This is a genomic window from Croceicoccus bisphenolivorans, assembly GCF_001634625.1.
GTDB classification, from domain to species: domain Bacteria; phylum Pseudomonadota; class Alphaproteobacteria; order Sphingomonadales; family Sphingomonadaceae; genus Croceicoccus; species Croceicoccus bisphenolivorans.
Window position 1 is genome coordinate 41,651 of the sequence record NZ_LRSE01000004.1, and the last position, 16,039, is coordinate 57,689.

Genomic DNA, 16,039 nt, shown 5'->3' on the forward strand with positions numbered 1-16,039 from the left:
AACGGAGGGTCGGCGAATCTCAGTCGGCCAGGCCGATGAACACCGACTGCCGGGGCAGACCGTCGAACGCGCGCGACTTGTGGCCCTTCCCGAAGGTATCTTCGACGAGCACCACGTCACCGTTGTTGACCAGGCTGGATTCGCCATCGCTGGCCGTGATTTCGGCGACGCCGCCGCCCAGCGCGATCACGAACTGGCGGCGCGGTGCGGGATGCCAGTCCATGTCCTGCGCTTCGGGCGTAGTGCGAAACCAGAGGTTGGTTGTCGCAATCGGGTCGGAAATCGTTCCGCCTTGCGGAATTTCGCGCGTGTCGATTTCTATGTCTCGAAAATGCGACTGGCCGTCTTCGTCGGCCCAGATGTTCAGCACTTTGATTTTGCTCACGCCCGTGATCCTTTCTTTTCTTTGTCGCTTTAATAGAAGATATTCAAAAAAAATGAAGACCGTTCTTCCCGATTCCAAATCGGGCCGTTGAACGGGCGCCATGCGGGAGCATCCATGACCGAAAAGATTGTGAAGACGAACGGTATCGACATGGCCTATCGCGAGGCGGGCGCTGGCACGCCCGTCATCCTGCTTCACGGGTTTCCAGAGCTGTCCTATTCGTGGCGGTCGCAGATGCAGGCACTCTCCGGGGCCGGCTGGCGGGCGATCGCGCCGGACCTGCGCGGTTATGGCGATACCGGACCGGCGGGCGACGTAGAGGCCTATCGCATGGCGAACCTTGCGCTCGACATCGTCGGCCTGATGGATGCACTGGGTATCGCCCGCGCGGTGATCGTCGGCCATGATTTTGGCGGAGCCTTGGCCTGGTGGATCGCGCGCGAACATGCCGACCGCGTGCTCGGCGTTGCTAGCCTCAACACGCCCTATACCCGCCGTGGCTCGGCCGGACTTGTCGAAACGATGCGGCAGTATCGCGGGGAAGACAATTACATGGTGCGGTTCCAGACCCCCGGCGTGGGTGAGGCGCTGCTGGAACGCGACGTTGCGCAAACCTTTCGCGGCCTGATGCGCAGACCTGCCCTGAAACTGGCGGAATTCCGCAAGGCCGAACCGCGCCTGCAATGCCTGCCCATGACGCTATTCGTCGGAGAGGAAGCCGTGATGGGCGAGCCGGTGATGAGCGATGCCGAATTTCAGGTCTACATCGATGCCTACAGCCGCAATGGCTTTGCAGGGCCGCTCAACTGGTACCGGAACCTGCATCGCAACTGGCTCGACACCGAAGGAACGGATGACCGCGTGGACGTGCCGGCGCTGATGATCTGCGCGGCTGACGATTTCTTCTTGCCGCCCGAAACGGCAGCAGGGATGGAGCGATACGTACCCACGCTTGAAACCCACCTGATCGAGGATTGCGGCCACTGGACGCAATACGAACGGCCAGAGGAGGTGAACGCCATCCTTCTCGACTGGCTGGACCGATCCGGCTGGCAGGCACCGGAGCCTGAGACGCGCCCCTGACATGCTGGCCTGGCATTTATTATATAACTATCCAGAAAATAGGTTACGCCGGGTCCTCCTTCGCGCTACACAACGGGTAAGGATCCATGCAGCGTAGAGAGGATTGTATGCGCAGAATCGACGATCGGACCGTCCGAATGACGGTCGAAATCCAGCAGTTCATCGCGGACTACTGGGCCGACGTGGACGAAAACCGCGGTCAGGGCGCGCCTGAATTCTATACCGAAGACTGCGTCCTGTACGTCGGTTCGGACCGCACCTTCGAAGGGCGCGCGGGTATTGTCGATTTCTACCGCTATCGCGCCGATCGCGGAGAGCGTACGACACGCCACGCGACCTCCAACTATCAGGTCGTGCCGCTCAGTGACACCAGCGCGAAGGTGACGTTCGTTGTCGCCAACTATGCATCCGACGGCCCGCCGCCGATCACCGGTTCGAAGGGCCCCAGCCTCGTCTCGCGCGTGGATTGCGAGCTGCATTGCAAGGAACCCGGCCTGTGGCAGATCAAGTCGCTGCGCGGCACTCCGCTGTTCATCGGTGACGAACCCTACACGGTCGCAGTGCTGGTCGAAGGCCGGCACGACGCAAAAGTCGGCGACTGAATATTCCGGAGAGGAGTTTCCACCATGGCTGCAAAAGTCCACCACGTCGGGATTTCCGTTCCCAACCTCGATCATGCAGTGAAATTCTTCGCTGACGTTTTCGGGGTCAAATCGGCAAAGGTCGAATCCGACGAGGTTCGCAACCTCTATCTCGAGTTCGAGAACTTCACGCTTCAGATCACCGAGGACCCGGGCCGCCTCTATGGAGAGAAGTTCGGCCGGCTGGACCATATCGCGATGGTTGTCGACAATATGGACGAAACGGCAAAGGCACTGAAGGATTATGACGTCGACGTGGTCTGGGATCCGCCGGTCCGCGTGCAGCATTACCGCAGCAATTTCACGCGCCGCAACGGCGGTGTCGGCGTTGTTTTCCAGCTGACCGATGAACTGGGCGAAACCCACCCGACCCAGAAGTTCTATCCGGAGATGATGGAACAACTGATCGATCCGGCCTGATCGTCGGTTCAGGTTGCTAAAACGAAGAGGGGCGCCCCGTTGGGGTGCCCCTCTCTTGTTTCAGGCTACTTGCGCCGTCGGCGTGTGGGCAGGTGCCTTGTCGAGCGCCGCCAGCGATGAAGCCAGTTCGGCGCGGTAGGTTTCGACCGAAGCTTCCTTGACATGGCCGTAGCCACGGATCGCCATCGGCAGTCCGGCGATATCCGCCAGCGCTGCGAGGTTCCCCGGCTCCGCACGAGCGATCAGATCGTCCAGCAGGGCTTCGTACTCACCGATCAGGGCCCGCTCCATGCGCCGCTCTGCGGTATAGCCGAAGATGTCGAGACCGGTCCCGCGCAGCCACTTGAAACGTGCGAGCAGGCCGAACGCGCCCATAATCCAGCCGCCGAATTCCGACTTGCGCAGATGGCCGGTTGCCTTGTCCCGCTTTGCCAGCAGTGGCGGGGCGAGATGGAAGCGCAGCTTCACGTCGCCTTCGAACTGCTTGCGCAAAGATTCGTCGAAAGTGGCAGAGCGATAGAGGCGGGCCACTTCGTACTCGTCCTTGTAGGACATCAGCTTGAACAGCGAACGGGCAGCCGCCATCGTCAGCGACCCGTCTCCGCCCAGCCGTTCCTCCGTGCTGCGGACCGCCGCAATCCGGTCGCGATAGCGCCGGGCATAGGCCTCGTCCTGATAGTCCGTCAGGAATTCGGCACGGCGATCGATGACATTGTCGACCGATTCCGGCTCCGGCTCGGCAAGCCCTGCGGCGCGCAACACCGTTGCCGGATCCTGCGCCAGCCGGCGACCCCAGTCGAATGCCGCCATGTTCATCGCGACGCCGACGCCATTCAGCTTCACGGCGGATTCGAAATCGCCAAGGTCCATGGCCAGCCAGCCCTTCTGATAGGCAAAGCCGACCATCAGCAGGTTCGAGCCGATGGCATCGCCAAGCAGGGCTTCGGCAAGCTTCGTGAAGGGATAGGCTTCAAACCGCCCGTCTCCCGTCGCCCGCTCCAGCCGGCGGGCGAGGAAGGTGGCGTCCGGAATGGCCGACGGGTCCTGCGTGAAATCGCCGGTGATCGAAACGTCCGAATTCGCTAGCACATGCGTGCGGGACGGATCGATCGCGGAAATCACATCGCGGACGTTGCCCACGATCTCGTCGCATACGATGACCAGATCCGCCTGACGCGGCGGCAGGCGCAGGGCCGTGATGTCGTTGCCGCCAAGGTGGATGTGGCTGGTTACCGCACCGCCCTTCTGCGCCATGCCGACCTGATCCAGCACAGCAACCTTGCGCCCGCCCATGTGCCCGGCCATCGACAGCAGCGCGCCGATGGTGACGACGCCGGTGCCGCCAACACCGGCAACCAGCAGACGCTGGTGCTCCGGCATGGGCACGCCGGGATCGGTCAGCGGCGCCGCATCGGCAGCGATTTCGACCGCTGCGACCTTGCGCGGTTTGCCGCCTTCGACAGTGACGAAGCTGGGGCAGAAGCCGGTGAGGCAGCTGTAATCCTTGTTGCAGGACGACTGGTTGATCCGCCGCTTGTTGCCGAATTCTGTCTTCACCGGTTCGACCGACAGGCAGTTCGATTTCGCCGAACAGTCGCCGCAGCCTTCGCAGACCAGTTCGTTGATGAACACCCGCTTGGTCGGGTCTTCCATCTTCCCGCGCTTGCGCAGGCGCCGCTTTTCGGTGGCGCACATCTGTTCGTATACGATGACGCTGACACCCTGCGTCTCGCGCAGTTCGAGTTGCAGTGCCTCAAGGTTGTCGCGGTGTTCCACCCGATCGACCAGCTTGCGTGCGGGATCGCCCGCCGGATAACGGTCGGGGTCGTCGGTCGACAGGATGATCGTCTGCACACCTTCGGCCCGCAATTGCTGCAGCAACCGGGCGACGGATAGTTCGCCGTCGACCGCCTGGCCGCCGGTCATCGCCACCGCACTGTTGTATAGCAGCTTCAGGGTCAGGTTCGCCTTGGCTGCCACGGCCTGGCGAATGGCGAGAAGGCCGGAGTGGAAGTAGGTGCCGTCGCCCATGTTCGCGAACATGTGCGGTTCGTTCGTGAACTGCGACAGGCCGACCCAGTGCACGCCTTCGCCGCCCATCTGCGCAAAACTGGTCGTGCGCGGGCGGTTGTAGGCGGCAAGGCCGTGGCAGCCGATCCCGGCGGTGCCGCGGCTGCCTTCGGGAATGACCGTCGACCGGTTGTGCGGACAGCCGGAACAGAAGAACGGCTTGCGAAGCGCGGGCGGGACGGTGAAGTCCTTCTGGATCGAAAGTAATTGGGCCAGTTCCTCGACCCGCGGCGCAAGGCCGGTGTCCGCCTGCTGCAGGATGCGGCCCAGTTCGTAGGCGATCCGTTCAGGCGTCAGGTCCAGCGTCTTGGGGAACAGGACCGACCCGTCGGCATGATGCTTGCCGACGACTTCGGGCATGTCCGGATAGCCATAGAGCGTTGCCTTGACCTGGTTCTCGATCAGGCCGCCCTTTTCCTCGACCACGACGATCCGTTCGAGGCCGGACGCGAATTCGCGGATGCCCTCAGGCTCCAGCGGCCAGATCATCGCGGGCTTGTAGATGGCGATGCCCAGCTTGCTCTGCGCGGCTTCGTCGAGGCCCAGAAGGCGCATCGCCTCTTCCACGTCGAGCCACGACTTGCCGGCGGCGACGATGCCGATGCGCGAACCCGGATCGCGGCGGAAACTCCGATCCAGCCCGTTGGCGCGGACATAGTCGATGACGGCGGGCAGGCGATAATCCTGCTGCAGCATTTCCTGGTCCTGCGGCGTGATCGGCCAGCGGTTGTGCAGGCCGCCCGCCGGCGAGTCGATCGGAGGCAGGACGGGGGCCTCGCCCAGTTCGGCGCTGTCGACGGCGCGGGTGGAATCGGCAACTTCGGTCAGGATCTTGAGCGCAACCCACGACCAGGTGTGGCGCGAACAGGCAAAGGCGTGGAGCCCGTATTCGACGATCTCACGCGGATCGGCGGGATAGAGCAGCGGCAACTGCACACTGGCGACCGTTTCATCGCTGTAGCATATGATCGAAGACGATTTGGCAAGGTGATCGTCTCCCACCGCAACGACGACGCCGCCGAACCGGGACGAACCCTGATAATTGCCGTGGCGGATCGCGTCCGACGCACGGTCGAACCCGGGACCCTTGCCGTACCAGAGCGAGAAGACGCCCTGAACATTGGCGCCGGGCGACTGTTCGATCTGCTGTGTGCCGGCAATGGCCGTTGCGGCCATTTCCTCGTTCACCGCAGGCATCACCTTGATGTCGAGATCCGCAGTAACGGATCGCGCGCCGGCAAAGGCGGTGTCCAGCGTGCCGAGCGGTGAACCGCGATAGCCACTGACGAAGCCGCCGGTGTTCAGGCGGGCTGCCTTGTCGCGTTCTGCCTGCAGGATCATCAGTCGTACGAGCGCCTGCACCCCGGTTATCAGGATGGGGCCATCGCGTTTCGTAAAGCGGTCCATCAGTTGCACGGTCATGACTTCAATTCTCCAATCGGGAATGTGCCGGGTGCGGCCCGCTATTCATTCGCGACATGGTTCTTCAGGGTGCCAACACCGCCCACGCTCACTTCGATCGCGTCGCCGGCCTTCATCCACAACGGCGGCGTGCGAACGGCGCCGACGCCCGATGGCGTGCCGGTCGAGATGATGTCGCCGCGGTTCAGTGGGGTCCATTGCGATACATAGGCAATGGCAGTCGCGATGTCGTAGATCATCATGTCGACACTGGTCGATTGCACGCGTTCACCGTTGAGACGGGTTTCCAGCGTCATCGCTTCAAGATCGTCGATGGCGTCTGCCGGGACGATCCAGGGCCCTAACGAACCCGACTGGTGGAAGCATTTTCCGGCGGTTGCGGAATGCTGCTGGTAGTCGCGAATGCTCCCGTCCATCAGGGCTGTGTAGCCGTAGACGTATTTCATCGCGTCGGCCTTGGCGATGTGGCGACCCGGCTTTCCGATCACCACTGCGATCTCGCCCTCGAAATCGAACGCGGCCGATACCTTCGGGCGGATGATTGGCCGATCATGCCCCACCAATGCATCAGGGAACTTGATGAAAAGGGCCGGATTTTCCGGCGGCGCTTCGCCCGTTTCCTCGGCATGGTCGCGATAGTTGAGGCCGAGGCAAATGACTTTCGTCACGCTGCTGAGCGGCGGGAGGAAGGAAAACGCGCCATCGGGCACAAAGTCGCCGGAACCGGACGCCAGGTCCGCTGCTTCGGGCAGCACGAAGGGGGAGGCCAGTGGATCACCTTCCTGCCAGCCGCCGACCACTCTTGCGCCGCCATTGACGATCACGGCGGCTGCGCATTTCCCGCCAGCTGCGATGCGCGCGATTTTCACTGTCCCGTTCATGGCTTTGCGTCCTCCAGCCCTTCATATGCTTGGTGCTTCACGGCTGCGGGTCCGGTATGATCGGCAGCAGGATGCAGGATGGGCGTTCCGCATCGCAATGGATGGTCTGCCGGGCCTTCATTAGGGTAGCCGCATCAAACCCTTGCTCTCCGGTGCCGGGGTTGCGGTCGTAACGCGGGAAGTCGCTCGACGTGACGAGCACTTGCAACCGGTGGCCGGGCATGAACACCATGGAAGTCGCGGCAAGGTCGATTTCGTATTCGACGATCTCGCCCGGCGTCAGAGGGCGCGGTTCGGTCCATTCGCGTTCGCGCTTGCTGGCGCGCACGATCCCGTCGCACACATTGTACGAACGGCCATCGGGGTGGACGTCGCACAACTTGACCATCCAGTCGGCATCGCGGGCATCGCTCGATGCCCACAGCCGTACGCGCACATGCCCGGTAACTTCTAGCGGTGCGTCGAGAGCGTCCGATGTGAAAAGCAATACGTCGTCACGGTCGTGGAGCTTGTTCTGCTCGACCGAGCCCTTGGGATAGGTGGTCGGCATCAGGGTCGGTCCGCCAAGCGTCGGGAACGGGTTCTCCGGATCGAAGACATAGGACAGCGACGCGCTGTCTGCTGATGGCTTCGTGGCGGAAAGCGCCGCGTCGGCATGGAAATACCATGCGGTCTCGCGCTGGCGCGCCAGCGGCCATTCCTGCTCGTCGCGCCATCGGTTCGCACCCATCACGAAAATCCGCACCAGTGCACGCGAAGGTACGTCGGTGTCCTTCAGCCAGCGATCGAACCAACGCAGGTGATAGGCCGTCAGGTCCTCCTTCAGGTCCATCATAAGGCCCGAGGCGCGATAACCGTAATCGACCTCGCCGCCGGCTTGCTGATGCATTCCAGATCCGTGGACCCACGGCCCGATGGTCAGCTGCACAGGCTGCCTCTCTTCAGCCGGGATCGTGTCCGCGGTCATCGCCGCATAATGGTCGAGATCGGACCTCAGCAGGATGTCGTGCCAACCGGCTGTGATCATGACCGGCACCTTCACTTCGCCATGACGGCCGGTGATCGAACGCTCGGCGATGAATTCGTCGGGCGCGGGGTGTTCGAACATGTCGGTGATGAACGCGAAATAGGGTTCATGCGCGACCACCGGCGCAACGTCGCGCAGCGGCAGCGTTCTGACCATTTCCTCGTACGGATCGAGTTCGTCGATCATGCGCAGGAATTCGGCCCAGCGCTCGTCTGCCGGTGCACCCTTGCGGGCACGAAGCAGTTCGGCCGGGCTCATGACCCGGAGCGCCCATTGGGTGTATGTCCCCAGTTCGAACGCGCCCTGCCGGAAGAAGCAGTCATAGAGGTTGCACGGTGCCTGTGACGGGGCGATGGCCCGCAAGGAGGGCGGCGCCATGACGGCTGACGCCCAGGACGTCAGCCCGTGGTAGGAAATTCCATATTCGCCGACCAGTCCGTTGGACCACGGCTGACGCGCCGCCCATTCGATCGTGTCGTAGCCATCCTCGAACTCGTCGAGCCAAGGGGTATGCACCCCTTCCGAACTGCCGCGCCCGCGAGTGTCTTGCTGGACCACGACATAGCCTGCCTCCGCTGCCTTCATCGGGTCCAGCGCCATGTAGGTGATGGTGCCCGCGTTCTTGTCATAAGGGGTGCGAAACACCAGTACCGGTGCCGGTCCGGCATCGGGATCGCGGAAGACGTTCGCCCGCAATATGGTGCCGTCCCGCACTTCGCATGGGACATCTCGCTCGATCAGGATGGCCATGCTTCTTGCCGGTTACTCGGTCGGCTGCATAAGCGAATCGCCCATGTCGGCTGCCGCTTCCAGCACGCTGCGCGTATCGACGCGCGAACCGTCCGCATTGCGGGGCGCCTGCTTGTAGCCCAGCTGATGTTCGCAGATGTAGAGATAGTCGGTCCGCAAGGGAGCGAACATTTCCATCAAGTGGACCGGCTTGCCGTTGGCCGGGCGGCCACCGTGCAGCACGTCGCGGGGCACGTAGATGAAGTCGCCGCCGCTCAGGTAGTGATCCTTGTCACCGGCGCGGAAACGCAGCTCGCCTTCGATGACGTAGATCATCATGTCGAAGGGGTGCGAATGGCAGGGGGCCGTGCCGTCCGATGCAGCGACTTCGGCAAAAGCGTCGGGATCGAGCCAGACGAAGCAGACGTTTGCCGCGTCCATCGCAAGGCCGGTGCGATGATAGTTGTTGCTGAAGCGCGTTTCGCGGGGAAGATCGGCGACGGTGCCGCTATAGACCTGACCGGGCATTCGTTCTCTCCTTGCATGCGTGGCCATATTTGAGCGGTGGCCCTAACATTTTTTAGATGTTTATAAAAAAATAACAAGGTGTCGTTGAAGGCAGTGTGGCGCGGCAATGCCGCGCGCCTGTTTCTTCGAACTGCCCGAACTTGTTCAGGACGCTTCAGGCATGCCGTGAAAGGTGAAGCCGTGAGCTTCGATCAACGGCAGGAATCGGTCGGTGCCGAGTTCCTTGACGACCACTTCGAAACCGCGCTCATGTCCGCCGGGCGAGTTCATCGTGAACAGCTGCACTTCGGAATCGACATCGCTGAGGAAGGCGTGCGTGCCGTAACGGGGCGCGAAACCGAATGCGCCCAGCTGTGCTTCCTCCTCTGTCATATTGCCGACGGTCAGCTTCAGCGGCCCGTTGAGGACGATGAAGAACTCTTCTTCCGAAGGCTGATGATGGGGGCCTGCGCCGAAGCCGTTTTCCAGTGCGCCGTAGAACACCGATGCTTGCGCCCGCGATTCTTCGGGCATCAGCAACACGCGGGTTTCCTGATCGGTAACCGGGATGTTTACGCAGTCGGAAGGGTGGTTCACGATCTTGGGCACCGGCGGCTGCTTGGCCCATTTTTCGCGCAGCGCGAGATAGTCTTCCAGACGCGTGACGTTATCGTCGATCCGTTGGAACGGGCCGTTTACGCGCCGGTCGTTTGGCTGGGCCTTGCCGTCGGCGAAAATGAATCCCGTCCGCGCAAAGATGGCCCAGTAATCGGCTGCTACACTGTCCGGGTTCTGCAGGCCCAGTTCGTGAGCTGCGGCAAAAGCGCGTTCGGCGCCTGCTGGTGCATGGGCGACATAGACTTCTGCCGGTGCATCCGAACGGTTCGCAACGGCCTGCGTGGTAAGATCGGGGGCATAGGCAAAGCCCTTGTGCCCGATAGTGCGGACAACATCGCCGACGGTGATTTCGACTTCACCGGTCAGCACGAACCAGAATGCGTCCCCGTCCTCCAGCGCGTGGGCGGGAATCGATGCGCCGGGCGGCAGGATGATGCTGTGCACGGCATAGCGGCCAGAGCTGTGCTCTCCGCGAAGCAGGTTGCGCACGTCGAGGTCGAGGAAGCTCACATCCTCGCCTTCACCGCGCGTGGCAAGCAGGCGCGGCGTGCTGTCCATCTCTGCCCAGAGTGCGCGCAGGCGGGACAGGTCGCTGGCATTGTCGATCGTGAACGGCACCGGCGGCACATCGCGATTCGTTCGCTCGTCAGTGGCCAGATTGATCTCTACGTCGGGGTAGCTCATCGGTCTTTTCCTTAGCGTTCGCGCATCCACAACCGGGCGTACTTTCAAATTTATAGATACATTACCAGAAAATAGACGGCAAGGCGGAACGGATCATCTGGCGCGGCCGGTTCACTCGGCCGGGAGGTAGGCCGTCCAGTGTTCCCACTTGTGCGCGTCGCGCTCCGCTTCGTCGACGATGGCGATGGCCGCATCCGCGATCGACAGGCCCGCGTACTTGTCGCCGTCCATCGGCACCTGGTTGGTGCCGGTGATGTACTTGCCCTTGCGCGGGCCGGGATGAAGGCCGGCTGGCGGCGAGAAGAACGACCAGTCGTAGGTGCGGTCGTGTTCGAAGAACATCAGCGCCTGTACCAGCGGGATGATGTGATCGTGAGTGATGTCCTTGCGCAGGATTTCGTCCCACAGGGCGAATTCCGGCGGCATCATGCTCGACAGGTCTTCGGGCCATTCGTGGCCGGAGATTTCGCCAAGCCCGGGAATGACGTCGATCAACTGGATGCCCGGCTTCACGTACAGCGCGCCGCCGCCGCCAACGAACAGCAGTCGGTTCACGCTCGATTCCTTGGTGGCCCTGATCAGGTTGACGACACCGGTGAACGTGTCGCGAACCACGTTCTGGCCGGGATCCGGCTTGTGCCCCACGTTGAAGCAACTGATCACGATGTCGTGACCTTCGAATGCGGGAATGGCCTGCATCCGTTTCAGCACGTCGGCCTTGCGCCCGAACACGCCGGGTAGCTGGGGTGCGTTTTCGGGATGGCGGGTGATTGCCGTGATTTCATGACCGCGATTGCTGGCTTCCTCCAGCACTTTCGATCCGATGAATCCGGTCGCGCCGACCAAGGCTATCTTCATGTCGCTCTCCTGATTTTCGTTTCAATCGATTTTCGGCTGCAGATCAGGATCGGCCTTTGCCAGCGCACGCTTGAAAGCGTCGCGCTGCACGATCTTCTGCAGGTAAGCGCGCAGATGCGGAAAAGGCGTGATGTCGCGCGGGGCAAACATCCGCATCGTCGTCAGCGGGAACATCATGATGATGTCGGCCGCGGTAAATTCGTCGCCGGCGAAATAGGGAGTTTGTGCAAGCCGTTCATTGACGACGGCAAAGGCGCGGTCGCCCCGCCAGCGCAGGCGATCGGCAATTGGTGCTTCTTCCAGTCCCGCAAAACGCATGGCCAGTTCGACCATGCCCGCCGACATCAGCGAGGCATTGGCGAAATGGAACCAGTACAGATAGTCGGGGTAGTTCGGCTGGCCCGGTGCAACGGAAAGCTTCCCGTTGCCGTAACGATGGATCAGGTATTCTATGATCGCGCCGGATTCGCCCAGCACAAGATCGCCATCGGTAATGACCGGCGCCGTGCCGAACGGGCTCAGCGCCTTGTAGGACGCGGGGCCGCCACCCGTTTCGGGATCGCGATCATGCTTGTCGAGATTGTATTCAAGGCCGAGTTCTTCGCAGAGCCAGACGATCCTGTCCGATTGCGAAATGCCCAGGTGGTGGACTGTCAACATCGCGTTTATCTCCTTGCCTCAACCCGGTTTGCCGAACAGTTCTTCCAGAAACGCCAGCTGCTCGGCCCATGACCGGACATCCGCGCCGGGACTGTATCGGGCCATTTCCGGACGGCCCATCGCGTCGGCATGGACGTTGGTGAAACTGTGAACCGTGCCGCCGTAAAGGTGCATCCGCCAGTCGACGCCGCCGGCCCGCATTTCCGCTTCGAAGTCGGCACGCTGGGCGGGCGGGATCATCGGATCGTCGGCACCTATGCAGACGAGGATCTTGCCCTTGATTGCCGATGCATTCTGCGGACGGGGCGTTTGCAACCCGCTGTGGAAGCCGACGACGCCCGCAATGTCCGCGCCGCTGCGCGCCAGTTCCAGTGCGAAGGTGCCACCGATGCAGTAACCGGTGGCGACAATGCGCGATGCATCCACGCTGTCATGCGAAGCAAGCGCATCCAACGCGCCGATGCCGCGGGCACGCAGCCGACCCGCATCCTCTCGCACCGGCCCCATCAGTTCGTTTACGCGCTGCACGTCCTCGATACGCTGGCCTCCGCCATGCAGGTCGCAAGCGAGCGCGCAGTAGCCAAGGCTGGCGAGCCGCTCGGCGCGTTCGCGCACGTGGCTGCCGACGCCGAAAACATCGGGAAACAACAGTATGCCCGGACGCGGGCCTGGCGCCGTATCGTCGAAAAAAAGCGGGCTTTCCATCTGCAGCCCGTCGGCTTCGTATTTCAGGGTTTCGGATATTACCGACATCGCTTTACTCCCGCTTTCGCTGCCAGCGAGTGCAGATATATTAGATATATGTCAAATAACTTTCGACAGCCCGCTCCGCCCTGCTGGCATCCGCGACTTCGATGGTGTAGCGACAAGGTGCAGGAGCGGTATTGGCGCGATCGGGAACGTGAAAGAGGCAAGATTGGCAAAAGAGGCAGTGGCGCCGAAACGGGCAAAGCGCGGGCGACCGATCAAGGTTACGCGCGAGCGATTGGCAGAAGCGGCTTCCGAGCTGGGTTTTGCGGAATTCAAGCTGACCGAAGTGGCCCGCAAGCTCAACGTGTCGCTGCAGACGCTGTACAACCACGTGAAGGACCGCGAGGAACTGCTCCATCTGGCGGCAGAAGTTCTGGAGCAGGACAGCCCCAAGTCAGCCGTTTCAGACTGTTCGTGGGAAGAATGGTGGATGGAGCGTGCTCAGTTCATGCTCAGCAAGTATCGCCGGACGCCGGGCCTGGCGACGATTCTGGCCAACCGCCCGTTGGCGAACGTTCCGCCCTATCTTGAACAGTGGGAAGCGGCGCAGATCATGGCGGAGAAGGAGGGCTTCAAGCCTCTGGAAGCGCTTTGGGCCAACATGGCAGTCCACGAGTTGATTTTCAGCTGGGTGTGCCGTGAAGAACAGGCCGGAAAGCTGCCTTCGTGTAAGGAGGGCCCTTCTGAACCGCCCGAGGGGTTCCGCGAAATTGCGCCGCACTTTACGCATGCAGCGGACAAGGCGATCGGCGAAAGCACCGACGCCAGGTTCGATATGACGCTTAAGGCGCTGATGACCGGGTTGCTGGCAACGAAATGACGCCGCACAAGCGGTTGCATGATTGACAAATTTTGTCGAGCCGGTCGAACCGGCCTTTCGCCCGTCATTATTTTAGTCTAGTAAAATTAATGACGGAGCCCAGGTTCAGAAATTTGGTTTATCAGATTGCGCAGTATTCGCGCGCGATGGGTAGCAGGAAGGTTGGCCGGACGGCTACGGGTTTTGCCTGTTACCGGCGGGGCATCTCGTTGGCTCGAAAGTGCGGACGAAGGTCAGTGGCCCGATTGATCTATCGGCCGGTTCTTCGATCGAGATTTTTCAATTCAGACATCAATGCGGAGTAGGGTGCATGGCAGGTCGTTTCGAAGGGCAGAGTTTCGTCATCACTGGTGGGACGAACGGTATCGGTCTGGGAACCGCGCGGCGCATCGTGACAGAGGGCGGGCGCGTACTGGTTACTGGCCGCAACCCCGAGCGTCTTGCCGCGGCAGAGGCGATCGAGGGCGTCCATGCAATTGCCAACGATGCTGCCGATCCCGCAGCCGCCCCTGCTCTGGCCCAGGCGGCCAGGGATCTGTTCGGCACGGTCGACGGCGTGTTCCTGAACGCCGGCATGGGCGTGATCAGCCCGTTGAGCGACATCACCGAAGAACTCTACCGCAAGCAATTCGATCTTAACGTCGGCGGCGTCCTGTTCGGGGCGCAGGCTCTGGCGCCGGTGATCAAGCAGGATGGTTGCATGCTGCTGATGGCGTCCGGCGTGAAGACAAAGGGTATTCCGGGCGCGATCCTCTATGCCGGATCCAAGGGCGCCGTGCGGTCGATCGCGATGGTTCTCGCGCGCGAGTTGAAACCGCAGGGGATTCGGGTGAACACGATCAGTCCAGGACCGATAGAAACCGATTTCCACGGCCCCGCATCCAATGATCCGGGACAGGCAGAAGAAATCGCCGAACTGCTCCGTGCGATGATCCCGCTGGGCCGCATGGGCCGGCTGGAAGAGGCTGTCGCGGTTGCGACTTTCCTCCTCTCGAACGAGGCAACCTTCGTAACCGGCGCGGACTATCCGGTCGATGGTGGGGAAGCCCAGCTCTGACATTCCTGAATTTGCGCAAAGGGGAAAGAAGGGCGCCTGCCATGAATGACAATCAGCTCATCGATCTGCTGGAAAAAGCCCGTAGCGACAACGATCCTGCCCACGACATCGCGAAGGCGATGCCCGACCTTACCCTTCTCGATGCATACCGGCTGCAGCACGGCTACAAGCGGCGTCTGGCAGGGCAGGGCGACCCGCATGTCGGCTACCGCGTTTCGATGACCACTCGCGCCGGACTGATCGAATCCGTCAATCTTGGCATCCTGCCGCCCGAAGCGTTGGACCGTCCGCTCAATCCGGTTTTCACTGCGCTGTCGCAATCCAATCTTGGGACCGATGCCTGCTTTGTGGAAGCTCACCCCGACTATTACATGTATGCCGAAGCCGAAGTGGCGATGGTCATCGCGAAACCGCTTGCCGGCCCTGGCGTAACCCCCGAACGGGCGCGCATGGCCGTGGCGGGATTTTACGCGGGCTTCGACATGGCGCAGATCCCGAAGAACTCGCCCTTCGGTTTCCAGCACAAGGTCGCATCGGCCTGCTCGCCTATTGATACGCGCATTATTCTCGGCCCCAAGATGACCGAACCGACGATCGATCTGCGGCTGGAAGGCGTGCTTGTCAGCATCGATGGCGAAGCGCGCGCATCGGCAACGGCCTGGGAATGCCTCGGCGACCCGATCAACGCCGTTGCATTCCTGGCGAACAAGCTGGGCGAGATCGGGGAATCTCTGCAACCCGGCCAGATCGTGATCACCGGATGCCTGCCCATTCCGCAGCAGATCAAGCCTGGCGAAAGGCTGGCCTGCGCCGAATTTACGCGGCTTGGCCGGGTGACGGCACGGATTGCGGCATAGCGGCGACCTTCGCCGCCGCTATGTCGCGATGGTGCTTCTATTCCTGGCCGGGATGTGAAAAGCTGCGCGGCATGTTGCGGGTCGGGTGGTTTTCCGCAACGAAAACGGGGCGCATTTCCAGGCGCTTCATCAGCCAGGTATCGTCAGGCTGCCGGCGGATGTCGACGGTGACGTCGTAAATGGCGTAGGCCTTTTCTAGCGGCAGCGGCAGGTCACCCGATCCGCCGAAATGCATCATCACAGCGCGCGCCGTCACCTTCCCGTCGGACGACAGTTCGTTAAAGTCGAAGCCGTAATTGGACATGATGTGCCGGGAGTGTCGGTCGCCGTTCTGCTGGCGACCCAGTTCCTCGCGATAGGCGCCGACCTTGCGAACCCCTTCGCGGCCCTGCGCGTCGACCATGCCTTCGATGATGAACGCGCCGTCCTCCATGAAGAAGGCTTCCGCGCGCGAGCCGTGGCTTTTTTCCGCCTCCATCCAGAAGCTTGCGACGAAGTTCTGGATCGCCACGCTGGCGACCGCTTCCTCCGTCGATGCCGTTCTGACGCTGCTTTTCAAATCTACCATCA

General features: G+C 61.8%; 16 protein-coding genes. 6 read left to right on the forward strand and 10 right to left on the reverse strand.

The annotated features are described in order from the left end of the window. Positions 1–19 precede the first annotated feature (19 nt). Positions 20–487: a cupin domain-containing protein gene (locus A7A77_RS05020; RefSeq protein WP_156500424.1), complete on the reverse strand. Its 468-nt coding sequence runs from the start codon at positions 485–487 to the stop codon at positions 20–22. 12 nt (positions 488–499) lie between these two features. Between A7A77_RS05020 and A7A77_RS05025 the strand changes: the two genes are divergently transcribed. The 3 genes from A7A77_RS05025 to A7A77_RS05035 all read left to right on the forward strand — a co-directional run bounded on the left by A7A77_RS05025 (position 500) and on the right by A7A77_RS05035 (position 2,529). Further along, positions 500–1,468: an alpha/beta fold hydrolase gene (locus tag A7A77_RS05025; protein ID WP_066554673.1), complete on the forward strand. Its 969-nt coding sequence runs from the start codon at positions 500–502 to the stop codon at positions 1,466–1,468. A gap of 137 nt (positions 1,469–1,605) precedes the next feature. Further along, on the forward strand, positions 1,606–2,070 hold the full coding sequence (locus A7A77_RS05030) for a nuclear transport factor 2 family protein (RefSeq protein ID WP_066554678.1): 465 nt from the start codon (positions 1,606–1,608) through the stop codon (positions 2,068–2,070). A gap of 24 nt (positions 2,071–2,094) precedes the next feature. Continuing rightward, positions 2,095–2,529: a VOC family protein gene (locus tag A7A77_RS05035; protein WP_066554681.1), complete on the forward strand. Its 435-nt coding sequence runs from the start codon at positions 2,095–2,097 to the stop codon at positions 2,527–2,529. A gap of 60 nt (positions 2,530–2,589) precedes the next feature. Here A7A77_RS05035 and A7A77_RS05040 read toward each other — a convergent pair whose 3' ends face one another. From A7A77_RS05040 to A7A77_RS05075, 8 genes are all read right to left on the reverse strand, one after another. Continuing rightward, positions 2,590–6,021 carry an indolepyruvate ferredoxin oxidoreductase family protein gene (locus tag A7A77_RS05040; RefSeq protein ID WP_066554685.1) on the reverse strand — a complete coding sequence of 1,144 codons (3,432 nt, stop codon included), beginning with the start codon at positions 6,019–6,021 and terminating at the stop codon, positions 2,590–2,592. A 41-nt stretch (positions 6,022–6,062) separates the two neighbouring features. Continuing rightward, positions 6,063–6,902, reverse strand: a complete 840-nt coding sequence (locus A7A77_RS05045) for a fumarylacetoacetate hydrolase family protein (protein WP_216635548.1) — start codon at positions 6,900–6,902, stop codon at positions 6,063–6,065. A 37-nt stretch (positions 6,903–6,939) separates the two neighbouring features. After that, complete coding sequence (locus A7A77_RS05050; RefSeq protein WP_082835927.1) at positions 6,940–8,679, reverse strand: CocE/NonD family hydrolase; 1,740 nt, start codon at positions 8,677–8,679, stop codon at positions 6,940–6,942. A gap of 12 nt (positions 8,680–8,691) precedes the next feature. After that, positions 8,692–9,186 (reverse strand): cupin domain-containing protein, encoded by a 495-nt coding sequence (locus A7A77_RS05055; protein ID WP_066554687.1) that lies wholly within the window; start codon positions 9,184–9,186, stop codon positions 8,692–8,694. Between the two features lie 144 nt (positions 9,187–9,330). Then, a complete protein-coding gene (locus A7A77_RS05060) occupies positions 9,331–10,467 on the reverse strand; it encodes a cupin domain-containing protein (RefSeq protein WP_066554697.1) in 1,137 nt (378 codons plus the stop codon). 111 nt (positions 10,468–10,578) lie between these two features. Further along, complete coding sequence (locus A7A77_RS05065) at positions 10,579–11,325, reverse strand: NAD(P)-dependent oxidoreductase (protein WP_066554699.1); 747 nt, start codon at positions 11,323–11,325, stop codon at positions 10,579–10,581. A 21-nt stretch (positions 11,326–11,346) separates the two neighbouring features. Beyond that, positions 11,347–11,985, reverse strand: a complete 639-nt coding sequence (locus A7A77_RS05070) for a glutathione S-transferase family protein (protein WP_066554701.1) — start codon at positions 11,983–11,985, stop codon at positions 11,347–11,349. Positions 11,986–12,003: 18 nt separating this feature from the next. Continuing rightward, the gene (locus A7A77_RS05075) at positions 12,004–12,738 is read right to left on the reverse strand and encodes a dienelactone hydrolase family protein (RefSeq protein ID WP_066554704.1); all 735 of its coding nucleotides are present in this window, start codon (positions 12,736–12,738) and stop codon (positions 12,004–12,006) included. Between the two features lie 163 nt (positions 12,739–12,901). On the opposite strand from A7A77_RS05075, the gene A7A77_RS05080 reads away from it, so the two are divergent. The 3 genes from A7A77_RS05080 (at position 12,902) to A7A77_RS05090 (ending at position 15,469) form a co-directional block, all read left to right on the forward strand. Next, positions 12,902–13,555, forward strand: a complete 654-nt coding sequence (locus tag A7A77_RS05080; protein WP_156500426.1) for a TetR/AcrR family transcriptional regulator — start codon at positions 12,902–12,904, stop codon at positions 13,553–13,555. A 310-nt stretch (positions 13,556–13,865) separates the two neighbouring features. Beyond that, complete coding sequence (locus tag A7A77_RS05085) at positions 13,866–14,612, forward strand: SDR family NAD(P)-dependent oxidoreductase (RefSeq protein WP_066554707.1); 747 nt, start codon at positions 13,866–13,868, stop codon at positions 14,610–14,612. A gap of 41 nt (positions 14,613–14,653) precedes the next feature. Then, positions 14,654–15,469: a 2-keto-4-pentenoate hydratase gene (locus A7A77_RS05090; protein ID WP_066554708.1), complete on the forward strand. Its 816-nt coding sequence runs from the start codon at positions 14,654–14,656 to the stop codon at positions 15,467–15,469. Between the two features lie 37 nt (positions 15,470–15,506). Here A7A77_RS05090 and A7A77_RS05095 read toward each other — a convergent pair whose 3' ends face one another. Beyond that, positions 15,507–16,037 carry a nuclear transport factor 2 family protein gene (locus A7A77_RS05095; protein WP_156500428.1) on the reverse strand — a complete coding sequence of 177 codons (531 nt, stop codon included), beginning with the start codon at positions 16,035–16,037 and terminating at the stop codon, positions 15,507–15,509. Positions 16,038–16,039 lie beyond the last annotated feature (2 nt).

What these genes read in the sequence shown, in the direction of transcription:
- A7A77_RS05085 (WP_066554707.1), top strand. Translation starts at nt 13,866, where the DNA reads ATGGCAGGTCGTTTCGAAGGGCAGAGTTTCGTCATCACTGGTGGGACG.
- A7A77_RS05055 (WP_066554687.1), bottom strand. Translation starts at nt 9,186, where the DNA reads ATGCCCGGTCAGGTCTATAGCGGCACCGTCGCCGATCTTCCCCGCGAA.
- A7A77_RS05040 (WP_066554685.1), bottom strand. Translation starts at nt 6,021, where the DNA reads ATGACCGTGCAACTGATGGACCGCTTTACGAAACGCGATGGCCCCATC.
- A7A77_RS05045 (WP_216635548.1), bottom strand. Translation starts at nt 6,902, where the DNA reads ATGAACGGGACAGTGAAAATCGCGCGCATCGCAGCTGGCGGGAAATGC.
- A7A77_RS05075 (WP_066554704.1), bottom strand. Translation starts at nt 12,738, where the DNA reads ATGTCGGTAATATCCGAAACCCTGAAATACGAAGCCGACGGGCTGCAG.
- A7A77_RS05095 (WP_156500428.1), bottom strand. Translation starts at nt 16,037, where the DNA reads ATGGTAGATTTGAAAAGCAGCGTCAGAACGGCATCGACGGAGGAAGCG.
- A7A77_RS05035 (WP_066554681.1), top strand. Translation starts at nt 2,095, where the DNA reads ATGGCTGCAAAAGTCCACCACGTCGGGATTTCCGTTCCCAACCTCGAT.
- A7A77_RS05090 (WP_066554708.1), top strand. Translation starts at nt 14,654, where the DNA reads ATGAATGACAATCAGCTCATCGATCTGCTGGAAAAAGCCCGTAGCGAC.
- A7A77_RS05020 (WP_156500424.1), bottom strand. Translation starts at nt 487, where the DNA reads ATGGCGCCCGTTCAACGGCCCGATTTGGAATCGGGAAGAACGGTCTTC.
- A7A77_RS05025 (WP_066554673.1), top strand. Translation starts at nt 500, where the DNA reads ATGACCGAAAAGATTGTGAAGACGAACGGTATCGACATGGCCTATCGC.
- A7A77_RS05050 (WP_082835927.1), bottom strand. Translation starts at nt 8,679, where the DNA reads ATGGCCATCCTGATCGAGCGAGATGTCCCATGCGAAGTGCGGGACGGC.
- A7A77_RS05070 (WP_066554701.1), bottom strand. Translation starts at nt 11,985, where the DNA reads ATGTTGACAGTCCACCACCTGGGCATTTCGCAATCGGACAGGATCGTC.
- A7A77_RS05030 (WP_066554678.1), top strand. Translation starts at nt 1,606, where the DNA reads ATGACGGTCGAAATCCAGCAGTTCATCGCGGACTACTGGGCCGACGTG.
- A7A77_RS05060 (WP_066554697.1), bottom strand. Translation starts at nt 10,467, where the DNA reads ATGAGCTACCCCGACGTAGAGATCAATCTGGCCACTGACGAGCGAACG.
- A7A77_RS05065 (WP_066554699.1), bottom strand. Translation starts at nt 11,325, where the DNA reads ATGAAGATAGCCTTGGTCGGCGCGACCGGATTCATCGGATCGAAAGTG.